The 16,361-nt window shown below is 25.8% G+C and carries 13 protein-coding genes; 11 read left to right on the forward strand and 2 right to left on the reverse strand.

Annotated elements, in window-relative coordinates:
* The first annotated feature begins 114 nt into the window (after positions 1-114).
* From MBCUT_RS07720 to MBCUT_RS07735, 4 genes are all read left to right on the forward strand, one after another.
* A complete protein-coding gene (locus tag MBCUT_RS07720) occupies positions 115-3,855 on the forward strand; it encodes a beta strand repeat-containing protein (RefSeq protein ID WP_157082539.1) in 3,741 nt (1,246 codons plus the stop codon).
* 173 nt (positions 3,856-4,028) lie between these two features.
* On the forward strand, positions 4,029-4,238 hold the full coding sequence (locus MBCUT_RS07725; RefSeq protein WP_067260110.1) for a hypothetical protein: 210 nt from the start codon (positions 4,029-4,031) through the stop codon (positions 4,236-4,238).
* A gap of 462 nt (positions 4,239-4,700) precedes the next feature.
* Positions 4,701-5,750 (forward strand): FAD-dependent oxidoreductase, encoded by a 1,050-nt coding sequence (locus MBCUT_RS07730; protein WP_067260111.1) that lies wholly within the window; start codon positions 4,701-4,703, stop codon positions 5,748-5,750.
* The gene (locus MBCUT_RS07735) at positions 5,741-6,277 is read left to right on the forward strand and encodes a Rieske 2Fe-2S domain-containing protein (RefSeq protein ID WP_067260112.1); all 537 of its coding nucleotides are present in this window, start codon (positions 5,741-5,743) and stop codon (positions 6,275-6,277) included. Before MBCUT_RS07730 ends, MBCUT_RS07735 begins: the two co-directional genes overlap by 10 nt.
* A gap of 310 nt (positions 6,278-6,587) precedes the next feature.
* Here the strand turns inward: MBCUT_RS07735 and MBCUT_RS07740 are convergent, their stop codons facing one another.
* The gene (locus tag MBCUT_RS07740; protein WP_067260113.1) at positions 6,588-7,133 is read right to left on the reverse strand and encodes a flavodoxin family protein; all 546 of its coding nucleotides are present in this window, start codon (positions 7,131-7,133) and stop codon (positions 6,588-6,590) included.
* Between the two features lie 634 nt (positions 7,134-7,767).
* Between MBCUT_RS07740 and MBCUT_RS07745 the strand changes: the two genes are divergently transcribed.
* The 5 genes from MBCUT_RS07745 to MBCUT_RS07765 all read left to right on the forward strand — a co-directional run bounded on the left by MBCUT_RS07745 (position 7,768) and on the right by MBCUT_RS07765 (position 11,707).
* Entirely contained in the window at positions 7,768-8,187 is a 420-nt protein-coding gene (locus tag MBCUT_RS07745; protein ID WP_067260114.1) for a TipAS antibiotic-recognition domain-containing protein, read from the forward strand.
* 98 nt (positions 8,188-8,285) lie between these two features.
* Complete coding sequence (locus MBCUT_RS07750; RefSeq protein WP_067260115.1) at positions 8,286-8,972, forward strand: DUF6882 domain-containing protein; 687 nt, start codon at positions 8,286-8,288, stop codon at positions 8,970-8,972.
* A 276-nt stretch (positions 8,973-9,248) separates the two neighbouring features.
* On the forward strand, positions 9,249-9,872 hold the full coding sequence (locus MBCUT_RS07755; RefSeq protein WP_067260116.1) for a DUF6891 domain-containing protein: 624 nt from the start codon (positions 9,249-9,251) through the stop codon (positions 9,870-9,872).
* 220 nt (positions 9,873-10,092) lie between these two features.
* Entirely contained in the window at positions 10,093-10,686 is a 594-nt protein-coding gene (locus MBCUT_RS07760) for a hypothetical protein (RefSeq protein WP_067260117.1), read from the forward strand.
* Between the two features lie 178 nt (positions 10,687-10,864).
* Complete coding sequence (locus MBCUT_RS07765; protein ID WP_067260118.1) at positions 10,865-11,707, forward strand: hypothetical protein; 843 nt, start codon at positions 10,865-10,867, stop codon at positions 11,705-11,707.
* A 244-nt stretch (positions 11,708-11,951) separates the two neighbouring features.
* Here the strand turns inward: MBCUT_RS07765 and MBCUT_RS07770 are convergent, their stop codons facing one another.
* Positions 11,952-12,512: a hypothetical protein gene (locus MBCUT_RS07770; protein ID WP_157082540.1), complete on the reverse strand. Its 561-nt coding sequence runs from the start codon at positions 12,510-12,512 to the stop codon at positions 11,952-11,954.
* A gap of 763 nt (positions 12,513-13,275) precedes the next feature.
* Between MBCUT_RS07770 and MBCUT_RS07775 the strand changes: the two genes are divergently transcribed.
* Together MBCUT_RS07775 and MBCUT_RS07780 are read left to right on the forward strand one after the other, a co-directional pair.
* A complete protein-coding gene (locus MBCUT_RS07775) occupies positions 13,276-14,154 on the forward strand; it encodes a PKD domain-containing protein (RefSeq protein WP_067260120.1) in 879 nt (292 codons plus the stop codon).
* Between the two features lie 807 nt (positions 14,155-14,961).
* Entirely contained in the window at positions 14,962-15,984 is a 1,023-nt protein-coding gene (locus MBCUT_RS07780) for an adenylosuccinate synthetase (protein ID WP_067260121.1), read from the forward strand.
* Positions 15,985-16,361 lie beyond the last annotated feature (377 nt).

A 16,361-nucleotide genomic window follows, 5' to 3' on the forward strand; every position in this document is an offset into this window, starting at 1 on the left:
TTTATTTATTAATTAATAAGATATGGTTAGTAGTTGATTGTTAAGTGTTCTTAGTTTTTAATAGCTGGATGGTATGTTGAGATATTATATTTTAATGATGAGGTGAAAGATATTATGAATAAGTTTAAAAAGACGTCTTTTGTGATGGTCTTATTGTTGCTTTTTGCTTTGTTGGTAATGGTTGGTTTATCAACTAGTTTTGCAGCAGATCGTAATATTACTAATACGACTGATGGTGGTATTAGTGGTGCTGTTAATAGCTCTCTAGCTAACGATAAGATAATATTGTCTGATGGTATTTATTCAGGCAACAACAACAAAGACATAATAATAAATAAGAATTTAACCATTACAGGAACTAATAAAGCCAACACAGTAATTGATCTAAGTGGTGGTAGTAAATTATTCACAATTAATTCAAATGTGAAACTAACACTACAGAATCTAACAATAAAAAACGCAGCGATTGGCAATAATAGCTATTTAATAAATAATAATGGTTATCTAACAATAGAAAACTGTGTAATCACAGATAATAGTTTATCGTTTAATATTCGTGAGAACACAACTTATACAAGTAATGATGTGTTGGAGAATGATAGTTATGAGTCTGGTTACCTTGTTGGTAACAATGGACAAATGAACATCATTGATACAGCATTCATTAACAATAACATGAATATAAACTACCAAGAATATCAGAATGTTCCTTATACTAATACTACTACTTTGTATTTTAATAATACAATTTATAACAGTAGTGTTGTTGGTTCTGGTTTTATTGTTAATAAAGGTAGGCTTAATATCACAAAATCAGAATTCACAAACAACACAATAAAAACAACAATAAACCGCGAATACAACTGGAACAATAATAACCCTATAACTGTTAATCTTCGAAACCCCAATAATACAACTGTTATTGGTGACCAAAGTACTAGTTATATTTATTCAATGATTGTTAATAATGGTGGTTTAATTATCACACAATCCAACTTCCAAAACAACACCAACAACTACAATGAGACAAGAAACTACAACAAAAACACAACCATAACTATAAATGGAGGCAGTGGCAAAAAAATCACAAATACTAGTATTTATAATCTCTTATATTCTAATAGCAATCTAGAACTAAGTAATTCTAATTTCACTAATAACAACTACAACATAACACATGAAAGCAACAATCCTAACTATAATACTCCATCTGCTACTGGTGGAACAATTTATATAACTACTCTTGCTAACGGCACTACAAATACTACTGTGAATAATTCTAACTTTACAAATAACATTGCACCTAGTGGAGGATCAATTTATATAACTACTCTTGCTAACGGCACTGCAAATCTTACTGTGAGTAATTCTAGTTTTGTAAACAACATCGGAAATAATGGTGGAGGAATTACTGTAACTACTGGTACTAATGGTACTGTTAGTGTTGATATTCTTAGTTCTACTTTTGTAAATAACACCGCAACTAATAGTGGTGGAGGAGTTCATGTAACTAGTGGTACTAATGGTACTGTTAGTGTTGATATTCTTAATTCCACTTTTGAAAACAACACCTCAAATAATAATGGCGGAGGCGTTTATGTAGTTAGTAATACTAATGCTAATGTTAATGATAGTATTGTTAATTCCACTTTTATAAACAACAACGCACCTTATGGTGGAGGAGTTCTTGTAACTAGCGGTGGTACTAATGGTACTGTTAGTGTTGATATTCTTAGTTCTACTTTTGTAAATAACACCGCAACTACTAATGGTGGAGGAATTCGTGTAGTTAGTGGTACTAATGGTACTGTTAGTGTTGATATTCTTAGTTCTACTTTTGTAAATAACACCGCAACTACTAATGGTGGAGGAATTTATGTAACTAGTGGTACTAATGGTACTGTTAGTGTTGATATTCTTAGTTCTACTTTTGTAAATAACACCGCAACTACTAATGGTGGAGGAATTTATGTAACTAGTGGTACTAATGGTACTGTTAGTGTTGTTGTAAATTATAATGCGTTTTTAAATCAGTCCACTGGTACTATTTATAAGAGTGGTGCTTCTTCTGCTGTTGTTGATGCTGATTATAATTATTGGGGTTTTAATGGTCTTCCAAGTTTGAATAATGTTGTTGTGAATAATTATTATGTGCTCGGTATTACTAATATGAGTGATCTTGGTGCTGATTATACTGTTGGTGAGTTATTAAGTTTTAATTATACTGTGTATTTGAATGGTACTAGTGATAGTACTAATGCTGGTAATTTACCAAGTCTTAACAGTATTTTCTATAATGATCTTTTATATGGTTATTTCAGTTTGAATGCTTCTGGTATTATAGAGGTTCCTGTCCAGACTGTTGCTGGTGATGTTTTTAATTTCACTAATGCTAATGGTACTGTTATTGGAAATTTCATGTTAACTGGTACTATTTCTCCAGATAGTGTTTCTAATATCACTGTTCCAGAGATTATTATTGTGAATAATACAAGTGTTGATTTGATTATTAGTATTCCTACTAATGTTGGTGGTTTAGCCGGTCAAACCTTTAATGTTACTATTAATGGTCAATCACAAATTGTTACTTTTGTTAACGGTACAGGTACTTTTGTGGGTTATCAGTATGGTAATTTAGGGCTTAATAGTTTAAATATCACTTTAAGTGATAATCCTAACTACAATAACAGCTCTGCTATTAACAACGTTTTCTTCAAAGAAGAAACAAACATTAATGCTAGTGTGAATGACACTGTTTATGGTGAAAACGCAACTATTGTGATTAATGCAACTACTAATGGTCAAACTCTACTTGATGGAACTTACAGAGTAATTATTGATGGTGTTGAGTATAATGTAACTTTTACTAATGGTATAGGACAGGTTATTTTATCTGGTCTTAATGCAGGTGAATATAATTACACTATACTCTTTAATAGCACTGATAAATACATCGAATCAGAAACTAACATCACAATAAATGTTATTAAAGCGGACATCAATATTGGTGTTAACTTACCATCAAATGCTACTTATGGTGGAAACAGTACTATATCTGGTAATTTAACCACTAATGGTAGCTTATTAGATGGTACTTACAACATCACAGTAACTATAAATGGTGTAGATTACAATGTAACTGTTATTGATGGTGTTTGGAGTTTAACAATACCTAATACAAATGTAGGAATAGCTAATGTAGACATATTTTTCTCTGGAAACAATAACTACAACAATGCAACAATAACTACTAACTATACTGTTAATCCAAAGAATCTTGGAACTAAAATCACAATAACCTCAACAAGAAACGGTAATAAAATTACCTACAAAATCACACTCAAAGACAACCAAGGAAACATAATAGCTAACCAAACCCTTATTTTAGCTATTGCAGGTAAAACTGTGAGTCTTAGGACAAATAGTCAAGGGATTGCACAGTACACATACACAGCAACTAAAGCAGGAAAATACTACGCAAACGCAGCATACAACGGACTAAACACTGAAAACATCATCTATGGTTCTTCCAGTGCAAAATCCAACAGTATATCAATCACAAAAACAAGTATAAAAATCTACCTCATCAAAGTAAGTGCTAAAACTGTAAAATATCATGGAAAAAGATACAGAGTTTATTATAAAACTTATTATCTTAAAAATTATGGTATTTTAACAGGTTCTAAACTATTCAAGAAATCTTTTAAAGGTTTCACTCTAAGCAAAATCAGTAAAACAAGTAATATAAAAACAAACTACAACAAAACCAAAAAAATCCTAAAAACTACCGTCAAAAACCTCGCACATGCAAAAATAGCCAAAATCAAAATAAAATTCTACAAAAGAATCACATAAAAACTTTTAATAAAAAAATCTAAAGTTAAAAATATATGTATTATAAAAATCTAAAAGTTTTTTAAAAAGAGAGAATATAACTTAATTTTTTCCATTCTCTCATATTATTTATTTTAATTATTATTCTAACAGTTCTATATAACTATAAATAATAAAAGGAGATGTTCATAAAAATGAAAGATAAAGTTTATGGAATTTTCAAACTAAAAAGAGACGAAAACAACAAAATCATTAAAGAATCATTATACATCCACAGTGTCGACTTCAACACTATTGAAAATATTTTTAGTATTGAGAAAAATGGATTCAACAATGAAAACCATCTAATTAGGGAACTAACAAAAGAAGAAATAGAAGAACATAAAATAAAAGTAAAAAATTAGTATTTTATATACAAAATATACAAGAATTTTCTAAAAATATAAAAAAATATTAAAATCATGGAGGATTTGGTGATTATGAGAAAATTACTTATAAAAATGGGGGATATGGAAAAAATAATCTTTGGAGATACCTTGTAACAATTATACTATCTAGCTACACAATCATAAAATTAAAAATAAAAAAGAGAAAGTTTTGGAAAGAAATTTACAAAATTTATAGACAGATTTCCAAACAAGATTTCCAAATGGCATTCTTGAAGTCAATTTTCTAAATCAAAAAAGAAAAACTCATGACTTTTGACCATGACTCTTTTTTATTTTTTATTTTATTTTTATCAAAATTATTTTCATGATTGGAGAATTCCTAATCTTAATATCCTAGTTATTACAATATTTTATATTAATGATCACATTCTTGAGTCATTATATATAGAATAATATAATTTCACTGGAGATGATGTTTTGTATTTAGGAAAACATATGCCTGTTTGGTTAGATACAGCTAATGGAACTAACTTTCCTCACCTTGAGGATGAAGTTGAAGTAGATGTTGTTATTGTAGGTGGTGGAATAGCTGGGCTTTCAGCAGCCACATCATTAAAAATGGAAGGATTAAGTATTGCAATATTGGAATCTAAAAGAATTTCTAATTATATCACTGGAGCTACAACAGCTAAAATAGCTGTTACATCTAATTTAATCTATAATTACATTTTTACTAATTTTGGTAAAGAATTCGCCTTAAAATTTAAAGAAGCATATTTTTCAGCTTTCAATAAGATACCTAAAATTATTGATAAATTAAATATTGATTGTGATTATAGAAGAGTACCATTATATATTTTCTCCAGTGATGAAGATAGCTTTGATAATCTTAAATCAGAACTTGATGTTTTAAAAGAATTAGATATTGATGCTAAAATAATACATGATCTTTCTTATCCTTTTGAGAATATTAATAATGGACTTCTTTATGAAGATCAAGCCGAATTTCACCCTAAAAAATATTTAAATGGCCTTGCTGATTTCATTAATGGAGATGGTTCCTATATATTTGAAAAAACTAAGGTTTTAGCTATTGAGGAAAATGAGAATATTTTAGCTATTGGGGAAAAGGGTATTTTTAAGACTAATGAGAATGAAAGGAATAAAAATCTTAATAATGACTTTAAAAAAAATAATGATAATAAAATGAAAACAATTGTAACTGAGAGAGGTAATTTAAAAGCTAAAAATGTTCTAATAGCTACTAATTCTCCAATATATGATCCAGATAATTTATATAAATTTTTGAGTCAAAATAAATCTTATCTTTTAGGTGTATATACAAAAAGTAAATTTCCACAAGGAATGTTCGTTGATCACAGTCCTTTTCATTCTTATAGATCTACTTCAACTGAAAAAGGAGAATTAGTAATAATAGGTGGGGAACATCATCTGCTGGAGATTCTGAAGATACATGGGATTATTTTAACAACATTAGAGACTTCACAGAAGAACCTTTGGATGTAGAATCGTTTGAATACTTTTGGACGGGAGGGGATAATATAAGCCAAGATTTGGTTCCAGTAATAGGAGAAACATCTCAAAAAGGAGTTTATATAGCCACTGGATTTAGTAGTTGGGGAATGACAACTGGAACCATTATCACAGATTTAATTTTAAAAAGAGAAAATAGCTATTCTGACATATTCAGCCCTTTGAGATTCAAAAATAAAATAAGTCAGACTGAAAAGGATAAAATAGCTAAATTTTCAGGAGAATCTCCAATACATTGGAAATCATTAAAAGATAATTTATTTGAATTAAAAAATGATGAAGCAAAAGTTGTTGAATTTGAAGATAAAACAATAGCTATTTATAAAGACAGCGATTCAAATTTATTTGCTTTAAATGGAAAATGTACTCATAGGACTTGTAATCTCCGATGGAACACTGCTGAGAAAAAATGGGAATGCCCATGCCATGGAGCTATTTTTAATCACAAAGGAGAGGTTGTATATGGTCCAGCTATTAAAAACTTAGAGAGATTACTGTAAAAATATAACTATAGTCGAAAACCGATTTTTTGGCAATATTAATAAATTCTAAATAGCTTATTTTATTCTTTATATTGAAAATAAAGATACATTAGCTAAATAAAAAATATAATCATTGCCAAAAATTTCGTGCTTGACTATATTGTATTGAAATATTTTTTGTGGTTATTACATTTTGTAATTTTTATATTTTTGTGGTTCTTATTTTTTGTAATTTTTATAGTTTTCTAGTTCTTATGTTTATGTAGTTCTCATTTTTTCTAATTCTTTCTTTTCTATAATTTTTTTAGCTATTAGTTATCAAAATTCATTACAATCTCAAAGCAATATTATCTGCTTCACCCAAGAGATCTTTATTTTCAAGTAAGTCTTCTTTGAAATGTAAATTTGCAGCTATTAGCGTGTTAACAACATCAAATTCTAAAAATTCGTATAAGAATTTCTTTTGGTGTTTTATATAATTAGTATATGTTTTTGGATCTGGATTTGCTTGGGTATAAATCAAGATCAATTTTTTATTTTTCAAATTTTTAGTTTTACTATTGAATATACTATAAAATCTATCTGTAAACAACTTTGTTTGTGCTGAAACTTCTCCATAATAAATTGGGGATCCAATTATAACAACATCAGAATCTTCTAATTCTTTGATAAGATCTTTCATAGAATCATCTAAATCACAGCCCTCATTTTCAGCACAATAACCACAAGCTTGACAAGGATTGATATTTAATTCATTTAAATAATAAATACTAGATTCGTATGTATCATCATCAACTTTTTTAAGTATCCTTTTAATTAAAGTATTAGTACTTCCATCTTTTCTAGGGCTTCCTGAAAATCCAACTATCTTCATAAATATCACTCAGTTCAATTAATACTAAATAAATACATAGAAATTATCTCAAATTTTTTTTTAAAAATCTTTCTTAATTAATTATATTTACTTATATGATATCGTATATTAATTTATTCCATTTTTTAGTAATATGATTTTTAGTAATAATTGAATTGAAACAATGTGAAATTGTTAACTATTTCTTCATAAAGCTATTTGATTACTAATTTAACTTCTACTTCTACTACTTGTTCATGTAGTGTCTTCTTTTTTACTAATTCTTTTAATTGTAAGGATAATGATTTCAATTACATCTCTTAATGCTTGTATTAATAAGAATCTTAATTTTTTCTTTTTGTGTCTGATATGCAGAATTCAAAAATTTTTTTAAAAAATTGATAAATATAATAAATGATGAAGAAGATAATAAAAATTGATATTAACATTTTTAATAACTATTTTATTAATAGCTATTTAAGAAATTTAATATTTTTAATAGCTATTTAAGAAATTTAATATTTTTAATAGCTATTTAAGAAATTTAATATTTTTAATAGCTATTTAAGAAATTTAATATTTTTAATAGCTATTTAAGAAATTTAATATAAAATCAGCTTTTCAAACTTATTCAATGTTTTATGGAGTTTTTGATATGGTTTCAGACAAAGATGTTTTTCAAGGGCTTAGTTTAGAAGATAAAAAAAAATATAGAAAAGACACTATTAATAGATATGGTAGAAGATCATTCAAGAAAGCTAATAAAAAAATTAATAAATTGAGTAAAGCAGAATGGGATAATTATCAGTCTAATTTAAACACTTTAATCGAAAAAATAGCTCAATCTATGGAAACAAATAGCTATACTTCTAAAAAAGTTCAAAAACTAATAGCTAAACACTTTAAATTAGTTGGAACTCTAAATCCAACAACTCTTAATTCTTATATTGAGCTTGCTAATCTTTACTCAGAACATGAAGATTTCATAGCTTTTTTTAACAATTATAATGAAGGATTAGCTGAATTTTTAACTAATGCAATGATTTTTTATGCTGAATCTGAAATTGAGGACTGATATAATTTTTAAATTCTTTAAAAACAATAAATAATCTTTTGATTCTATTAAAACTTAAACATCAAATTATATATATCAAATGGTATTAATAATAACTCATGTTGGAAAAAGAGATTAGAATAGAAGATAGGGATACCTTTCAAAAAATATTTGCTAAATATGGGGCGTTTGCTCTAGATAAAGAAGAAAATTTAGCTCAAATCATTGGTGAAGAAGAAGGAAACTTACATATTGATAAAGGAACAATTTCTTTTGGTGAAGATTTAGAATTTCCAATTCAAATTCTTGGAACTTTATCCACTGAAACTCAGAAATGGCATTGGGCATGGGATAATGAAGAGGTTGGTTTTCCTGAAGAATTAATTGAAGAATCTAAAAAAGTAAAAGAAATTGGTGAGAAATATAACATAGCTCAGTTCACAACTGATATGTTTGATGCTGATTTATTTGAAGCTCATGTAATAGCTATGGCTGTTACAGGACTTTTAGATGATAGTGCTTATTATGTAGTTGATTTTGATGGAATAACTTTCTTTGTATCAATCAAATCTGATGAAATTCCTAAAGATGAAACTATTGAGAGATTTTTAAGTATCTATGATAGATTTCAAAAAGAATTTGATGTTAAAGCACGACTAGCTTTTGAAGGTTATACAAAGCTTCGAGGGTATGAATATAAAGAAAGAGAAGAATTTTCAGTTGCTAAAATGGGAGAATCTAGGGTTATAGTTGGATTCACAGAACGAGGAAATGTAACTCATATTCAAACTCTATTAGAAGATTAATTATACAACATAATAATCTTAATTTTATTATTAGTATAATATTATTTTAATTATTTAGTATTTGATTATATTATTATATTATTTTACTATTAGTATTATTATTAATATTATTTTGATTAATTTAGGTTTTGATTATATTAATTTTATTATTAGCATTATTTTAATAGAATTTCAATTATATTTTAATAGAATTTTAATTATCTATGATTTAGTTATGTGATATATTGATAATATCATTTGCAATATTATTATAATTAAATTCTTCTGGTGATTTTCATGAATGAACTGTTGACTAATGAAATTAATGAAGAAATAGCTATTTTAATAAATTCTGGGTTTTATAGTGAAGCAGAAATCTTAGAAATTATAGAGGAACAATTTATTGATGAAGATATTTCATTAAATGTCATAACTGATATCATTTCAAAAAAATTCAATGAAAAATTGGATATAGAAAAAACTTGGAAAGAAATTACAGATTTTGATAAATTAAAACTTTGTTTTGATGAATTAAGTCAAAACAAGATAATAGCTATTCATAATGCAGGGTATGATATTGATGAAGGCATTCAAGATGCTTTTGAAATTTATCATCATATTAAAACACAAAAATTAGACCCAGTGGGCTTTTGTTTTTATCATTTTCAAGATATTGAAAGAGCAATAGAATCTAAATCACTTTCTTTAGCCTTTGGAGACTTTGAAGGTAGTCCAAAAAAATCAGAAGAGATTGGAAATAGTATAACTGATATCTCTAGAAAACATGGTTTTATTGTTAATTGGAATCATGATATCAACACAAGAATCGAAATCAATCCTTTTTATTGGGAAAAACGATCTGATTCTCAAGAATATGAAATGGAAGGAGCTTATAACTCATATTTAAAAAACAATATATAATTAAATTGTTAAATTGTGAATTAAAAAATATTAGTACATGATTAGATTGTTAAATTGTGAATTAAAAAATATTAGTACATGATTAGATTGTTAAATTGTGAATTAAAAAATATTAGTATTTGATTGGATTGATAATTTGTGAATTAAAAAATATTAGTATTTGATTGGATTGATAATTTGTGAATTAAAAAATATTAGTACATGATTGGATTGTTAAATTATGAATCAAAAAACATTAAACTTAATGGAAGAAGCTATTTCTACTGCAGGCAAATTGACGTGGTTAGAAATAGCTGAAACTTCAATTCAATTTGAATTTGAGGATGTTCAATTATACAAACCAACTTTGAATGACAAAGATATTCATTCTACTCAAATAGCTATTCGTCTAGGGGATAATGCTTTTTTTTCAATATTTTCCAATGATAACTTTGATAATAATGATATTTGGCATATTTTAAGCAAAAACTTTCCTTATAAAATAAATAAAAATGAATTCAGATTTCAAGATTTTGGTTTTTTAGAAAAAATAGCTAATGACTACAAATATGAGAAAAATTTATTAGGAAACTCCGTGAATGATATCAATAATGCTAAAATTGATTTTGTGATTTGTTTCGTCATAGAAAAAATGGCTATTACTGCTGGAGCTAATCAATTGCACTTTTTCGATGAATTTGAAGTACTGAATCAAGAAAGCATTAAAAAACTTTCTAACCAATGGTGGATTTATTGGATGGATTATTGGAAAAAGAAGGGCACCTCTCATGAATATAATCATGATCCTGCTTGTGAAGCTATTCGCTTTAAATAAAATATAATAGTAATTATCAGTAATTTACTAAAACATAACAAAATATTTAATTAGTTAATAACAAATATTATATTCAAACTTATAAATTATTAGATTTATAAATAATTTATTAGTACTTATTTATTAGTTTCTAGTCATTATTTATTAGTTATTTTTTTATTTTTTGGAAATTTTTAAGATGAAATTTAAAATATTGAATAATAATTCAGAAGATTTATCTATTGAAGATATCACTGAATATCTAAATGATTTAAAGAGTGTTGATTCGTTTTTTATCTTAGAAAAAGGCGATTGTAGCTATATTCAATGTATAAATTATAAAGGGTTTATTATAATTGAAGAAAGAGTTTACAAAGAAGATAGTTTTAGACATTATATATTAGGTCATAAAAATCATTATCATAATAATACTAATAATATTACTAATCTTAATAGCATTAATAATAGTAATAATAACACTAATAATACTGATACTATTAATAACATTGAAAATTATAATTTCGAAAATAATCTCATAAATCATAAAAATAATGAATTATTTATTGATGATGAGAATTTTAAAGTATTCATTACAGAAATATTTTCAATAAGAGAAACTATTGATCTATTTATTGATTATTATTGCGATATTTCTTTGACTAATATAAAAAGAAGAGACATAACCTCAGAATTTTCAAAAGTAGAAAGAGGATTTGTTTTTATTCAATGGTTACCTTCAGCAGTGGCCACTTTTAAAGAAAGTTTAGAAGAGTTTATAATAGCTATTGAGCCATTTGTAGTTGATGAACTTAAAAAAGATTGTATTGGTAAAAAAATAGCTATTTTTAACAAAGATAATGGAAATGAAGATTTAACTACTTATTGTTCAGCATTTAAAGTCATGGATATTCATTGGGCCGCTGAATCAATTATAGAAATAGCTGAAAAATATGAGTTTTTAGAAGATATTAATCTATACAAAAAATCATCTATTGAGAATAAAAAATTCTCTAAGTTGAATATTGAAGATTTTAAAAAATAAAATTATTTTTCTATTAAACATTTTAAAGGATAAAAATTAATATCATGGAATTTGAAAAATTAAAAAGATATATAGTTGAATAAGCTATTTAAGAGGGATATATAGTATGATAAGGCGTTTAAGAAGGATATATGCTTGAATAAGCTATTTAAGAAGGATAGGGCCACTGACTCACTAAAATTAAATATAATGGGCATGATTGGGTAAATATCGCTATTAAGTTATTTCTATTAAGCTATTTCTATTAAGCTATTTCTAGTATCTCTAATAACTTTTGAAGATATTTATATCGTTCATATTTCCATTCTTCATTGGATCCTAAGAATGCATCTAAAACATTAGAATTCATCTGACGTAAGATAGACAGATGAATAATATTTTTAATATCAGCATCAATTTTTCCTTGTAGAATTAGTTGCCCAAAACCAGTAGCTATGATGGTTGTATCAAGCATGATCAAATCTTGATCAAAATCTAAATCCTGAATAATTTTAATAATAGAGCTATTTTTAATTATGTCATCATTAAACTCTTCTAATTTCAGATCCCAACATTTTAATATCCATCTAAAGCAATCAATTAATGGAACTTGAGGATTGTCTTTAACCCAATCACAAAGCTCTGCAAAAGCTATGTATCCTTCATCACTCCCAAAAGGAGCTAATTCATCAACACAATCCCAAAAAAACTCGTAATTAGCTATTTCAATAGCTTTTTTGTGGGGTATGATATCATAAAAGTCTTCAGATACCTTTGAGTAATCATAATTCTTTTCAATATTATCCATTCTAAAACTTAGTTTCATATACTAATATTCCTTTTAATTCTTTAAGTATAAGATTTACTTAGTTATAATATTATTTAAATTTTTAATACACACTAATTATTAAGAAGGTATTATCATAATCTTAAGCAGCTATCATAACAATGAATGTTTAGAAAACAATAAACTATATAAACTATAATTAACAACATTTATATATAAGATTAAATAAATTTTTAATTTAATATATTTTAATATATTTAATAAATTAATATATTGTTATTAATTATCTTTGATAATTAAAAATTATTATTTTTGATTATTATAGTGTGGGGGTTTATTCTAAATTTGAAAAAATATTTATATGTTAGTTTTCTTACATTTATTATTTTGAGTTCTCGGTTTGATTGTTTAGCTCATTTTTTGAAGGAATATCTAGGATAGTAGACTCCATTTTGGGAATAGAATTTCTTGAGGGAGAATAGATGAGTTCAATCTAGACTTTTATAGTTTACGTTGCAGACAAATGACTTCATGTTTCCTTTAATTGAAAAAATGACATGAGAATTAAAAATAAATTAATACTTAGAAGTTATGAAGGTTAGCTAATTTTTAATATATTTTATCATAAAAATAATTAACAATCCTCATTAAAAGAATGAATAAAAAAAATGAATCTTGAAGAGATAACTTTATATAATTTATACTACATATATTAATCATTAATAATTAATTAATCACTATAATTAGTTATTATAAATTAACTTATATTTATCATGATAATAAAAAATGAGGAGGAATAAATTTGAATATTAGCAAAACTAAAATCGGAATTTTTTCAATATTAATTGCTTTCTTTATGCTATGCTCAATTTCAGCAAATTTCGCAGGTAGTTATGGTAATAATGGATTTGATGTGGCTAATGTTGAAGCGGATGATTTCACACAGTTAAATGCAAATAAGAATATTTTTTCCATTGAAAAAGGTAAAATTCCAAAAAAATATAAGCAATATGAAAATTATACATTCCAAATAGCTAAAGGAAGTAAAATTAAATACAAAGCTGCAATAAACCCTGCAGGTAATGTACTAGTGACTAATTTAAAAGGTACAAAAGTTAAAAATGCAGTCATAAACTTTGGGGATGGCACTAAAAAGAAAGGTGCTGGATGGATATCACACACATACAAAAAAGCAGGATGGTATAAAATTACAGTGAATCTTAATGGTACTTGTACTGCGTTTGATTTCTTTGGAACTCCATGTAATGGGTCTGGAAAAATCACTAATGGAACCAAAGTATACTTAGTATATGTTTCAAACAAACCACAACTTAGCCTAAGTAAACTTACATCTGGTTATACTACATTAAAAAATTATAAAAAAGGCAATATCGGATATTTAGATGTTAAAGTCACAAATGTTGGAGCTTCAAGTTCCAAAGCAACTAAGATAAAAATGTGGTATGAACAACCAAATAAATTTGGTAAAGTTTACTCTAAACTAAAGAAATACACTAAAACTGCTAAGCTCAAAGCTTTAAAAGCAGGTAAATCTACTACTGTGAGAATATATTTCAGTATTCCTAAAAAATATGCAAAACTTTGGAAAAACATAAAACTTGATTCTTTAAATAGAGTAAATCAAATTAGTAAAACAGATTCTTTATTCAGGTTTAGATAGTAATAATTTTTTTTGAGAAAGATAGCACCGTGATTTTCTTTTTTTATTCATATTTCTTTCTTTTTTTCTTTTTTTAGATTTAACATCTTCTAATTTAATAAATAATGCCTATATTTTATTTAAAAATTAATACAGTGTAATTTCAAATCAAAAGAAAGTTTTTATATACAATGAATATATAGCTTAATTGAAACTAACTATGAGGGCTAAACTCTCATTTCACATGAACTTTTAACCTATCTAAAGCAATAACTTCATGATAGCTAATATTTCTTTCAATTCTTCTTTTGAGATTTTTTATATCTCTTATAAGTATTTCTACTTCTATATTCCCATATATACTTTTGTATAAACATTTCAGTTAGATTGAAAAAATAATAAACATATAACTATAGTATTTATAATTATAAATAATTTATAAAAATTAAAATAATTGTTATTTTTAACCATTAACTTAATATACCACAATTTCAAAAATATAATTGGCTTAATTAAATTTAATTAACTATTATATCAGAAAGAAAATATAAAATAAATTATTAATAAATCCCTAATAATTCATTAATATTTTTTGATTAAAATATACAATTTATTAACTTAAAAATGAGATTAAACATTAGTTTATATCTTTTTTAAATTAATAATGATAGAAATTACCTAGTTTAAATTCATAAATCTTTAAAAATTTAAAAATAATTCAATATTCCTATATTGATAAAATACTTATAAATTTAAATTTAACCAATAATTATAATTTATATCAAATTATTTCATGTTAAATTAATATTTTAGATAAGGAGACTTTAAATGACTTGTAATATTTTAGTTGGTGGAGCTTGGGGCGATGAAGGTAAGGGTAAGTGTATAACTTATCTTTGTGATAAAGACAGACCTAAAATAGTAGCTCGTGCTGGTGTGGGGCCTAATGCAGGCCATTCTGTGGAATTCAATGGTGAAAAATATGGTCTTAGACTCACACCTTCTGGATTTGTCAATAGAGATGCAAAATTACTTATTGGTGCAGGAGTATTAGTTGATCCAGAAGTATTTTTCCATGAATTAGAATATCTTGATAAATATGATATAAAAAGCAGATCTTATATTGATTATAGATGTTCAATGATTGATTCAGAACACAAACAACGTGATCAAGGATCAGAACATTTATTTAAAAAGATTGGAAGTACAGGTACTGGTTGCGGCCCTGCTAACTCTGATAGGGTACTTAGAACTGCTAAGATGGCTAAAGATATATCAGAATTAGAAAAGTATCTTGCAGATGTTCCTTTAGAAGTTAATACTGTTATTGACAATGGAGAAGATGTTTTCATTGAAGGTTCTCAAGGATTTGGACTTTCATTATACTATGGGACTTATCCTTTTGTAACTAGTAAAGATACTACTGCAAGTACTTTTGCAGCAGATGTTGGTGTTGGACCAACTAAAATCGATGATGTAATCATAGTATTCAAATCATACATAACAAGAGTTGGAGAAGGTCCTTTTACAACTGAAATGTCTCAAGAAAAAGCAGAAGAAATGGGAATAGAGGAATATGGTACAGTTACAGGAAGAAGAAGAAGAGTTGGTCTTTTTGATATGGATTTAGCTAAAGAATCTTGTATGATTAATGGGGCCACCCAAATAGCTTTAACTTGCATTGATAGGTTATATCCTGAATGTGAAAGAACACAAGATTATTCTACACTCTCTGGTGAAATAAAAAGATTCATAGACGAAATTGAGACTGAAACTGGAGTACCAGTAACTATAGTTTCAACTGGACCAGACTTAAAAGATACCATTGATTTAAGAGAAGAATTAATCTAAATATTTTCTTTTTAACTCTTTTCTATTGGTCATATTTTTTTATATTTATTTTTTTAAGGTTATTTTTAAGGTTATTTTTTTTTATATTTATTTTTTTAAGGTTATTTTTAAGGTTATTTTTTTTTATATTTATTTTTTTAAGGTTATTTTTTTTTATATTTATTTTTTTAAGGTTATTTTTAAGGTTATTTTTTTTTATATTTATTTTTTTAAGGTTATTTTTAAGGTTATTTTTTTTTTTATATAGTCATGAAAGAAAAGATTCTAATCAATGGTTTATTGGAATATTAATCTATTTCATAAATATAAGTTGTTATTATCTTTAATTTCTAAAATAATCTTTAATAATTTTATTATTAAAAAAATATATATTATGA

The organism is Methanobrevibacter cuticularis, from assembly GCF_001639285.1.
Taxonomy (GTDB): Archaea; Methanobacteriota; Methanobacteria; order Methanobacteriales; family Methanobacteriaceae; genus Methanobaculum; species Methanobaculum cuticulare.

Bases quoted from the DNA above. Each gene is read 5' to 3' on its own strand.
- MBCUT_RS07720 (WP_157082539.1), top strand. From the start codon at position 115: ATGAATAAGTTTAAAAAGACGTCTTTTGTGATGGTCTTATTGTTGCTT.
- MBCUT_RS07725 (WP_067260110.1), top strand. From the start codon at position 4,029: ATGAAAGATAAAGTTTATGGAATTTTCAAACTAAAAAGAGACGAAAAC.
- MBCUT_RS07740 (WP_067260113.1), bottom strand. From the start codon at position 7,133: ATGAAGATAGTTGGATTTTCAGGAAGCCCTAGAAAAGATGGAAGTACT.
- MBCUT_RS07745 (WP_067260114.1), top strand. From the start codon at position 7,768: ATGGTTTCAGACAAAGATGTTTTTCAAGGGCTTAGTTTAGAAGATAAA.
- MBCUT_RS07750 (WP_067260115.1), top strand. From the start codon at position 8,286: ATGTTGGAAAAAGAGATTAGAATAGAAGATAGGGATACCTTTCAAAAA.
- MBCUT_RS07755 (WP_067260116.1), top strand. From the start codon at position 9,249: ATGAATGAACTGTTGACTAATGAAATTAATGAAGAAATAGCTATTTTA.
- MBCUT_RS07760 (WP_067260117.1), top strand. From the start codon at position 10,093: ATGAATCAAAAAACATTAAACTTAATGGAAGAAGCTATTTCTACTGCA.
- MBCUT_RS07765 (WP_067260118.1), top strand. From the start codon at position 10,865: ATGAAATTTAAAATATTGAATAATAATTCAGAAGATTTATCTATTGAA.
- MBCUT_RS07770 (WP_157082540.1), bottom strand. From the start codon at position 12,512: ATGAAACTAAGTTTTAGAATGGATAATATTGAAAAGAATTATGATTAC.
- MBCUT_RS07780 (WP_067260121.1), top strand. From the start codon at position 14,962: ATGACTTGTAATATTTTAGTTGGTGGAGCTTGGGGCGATGAAGGTAAG.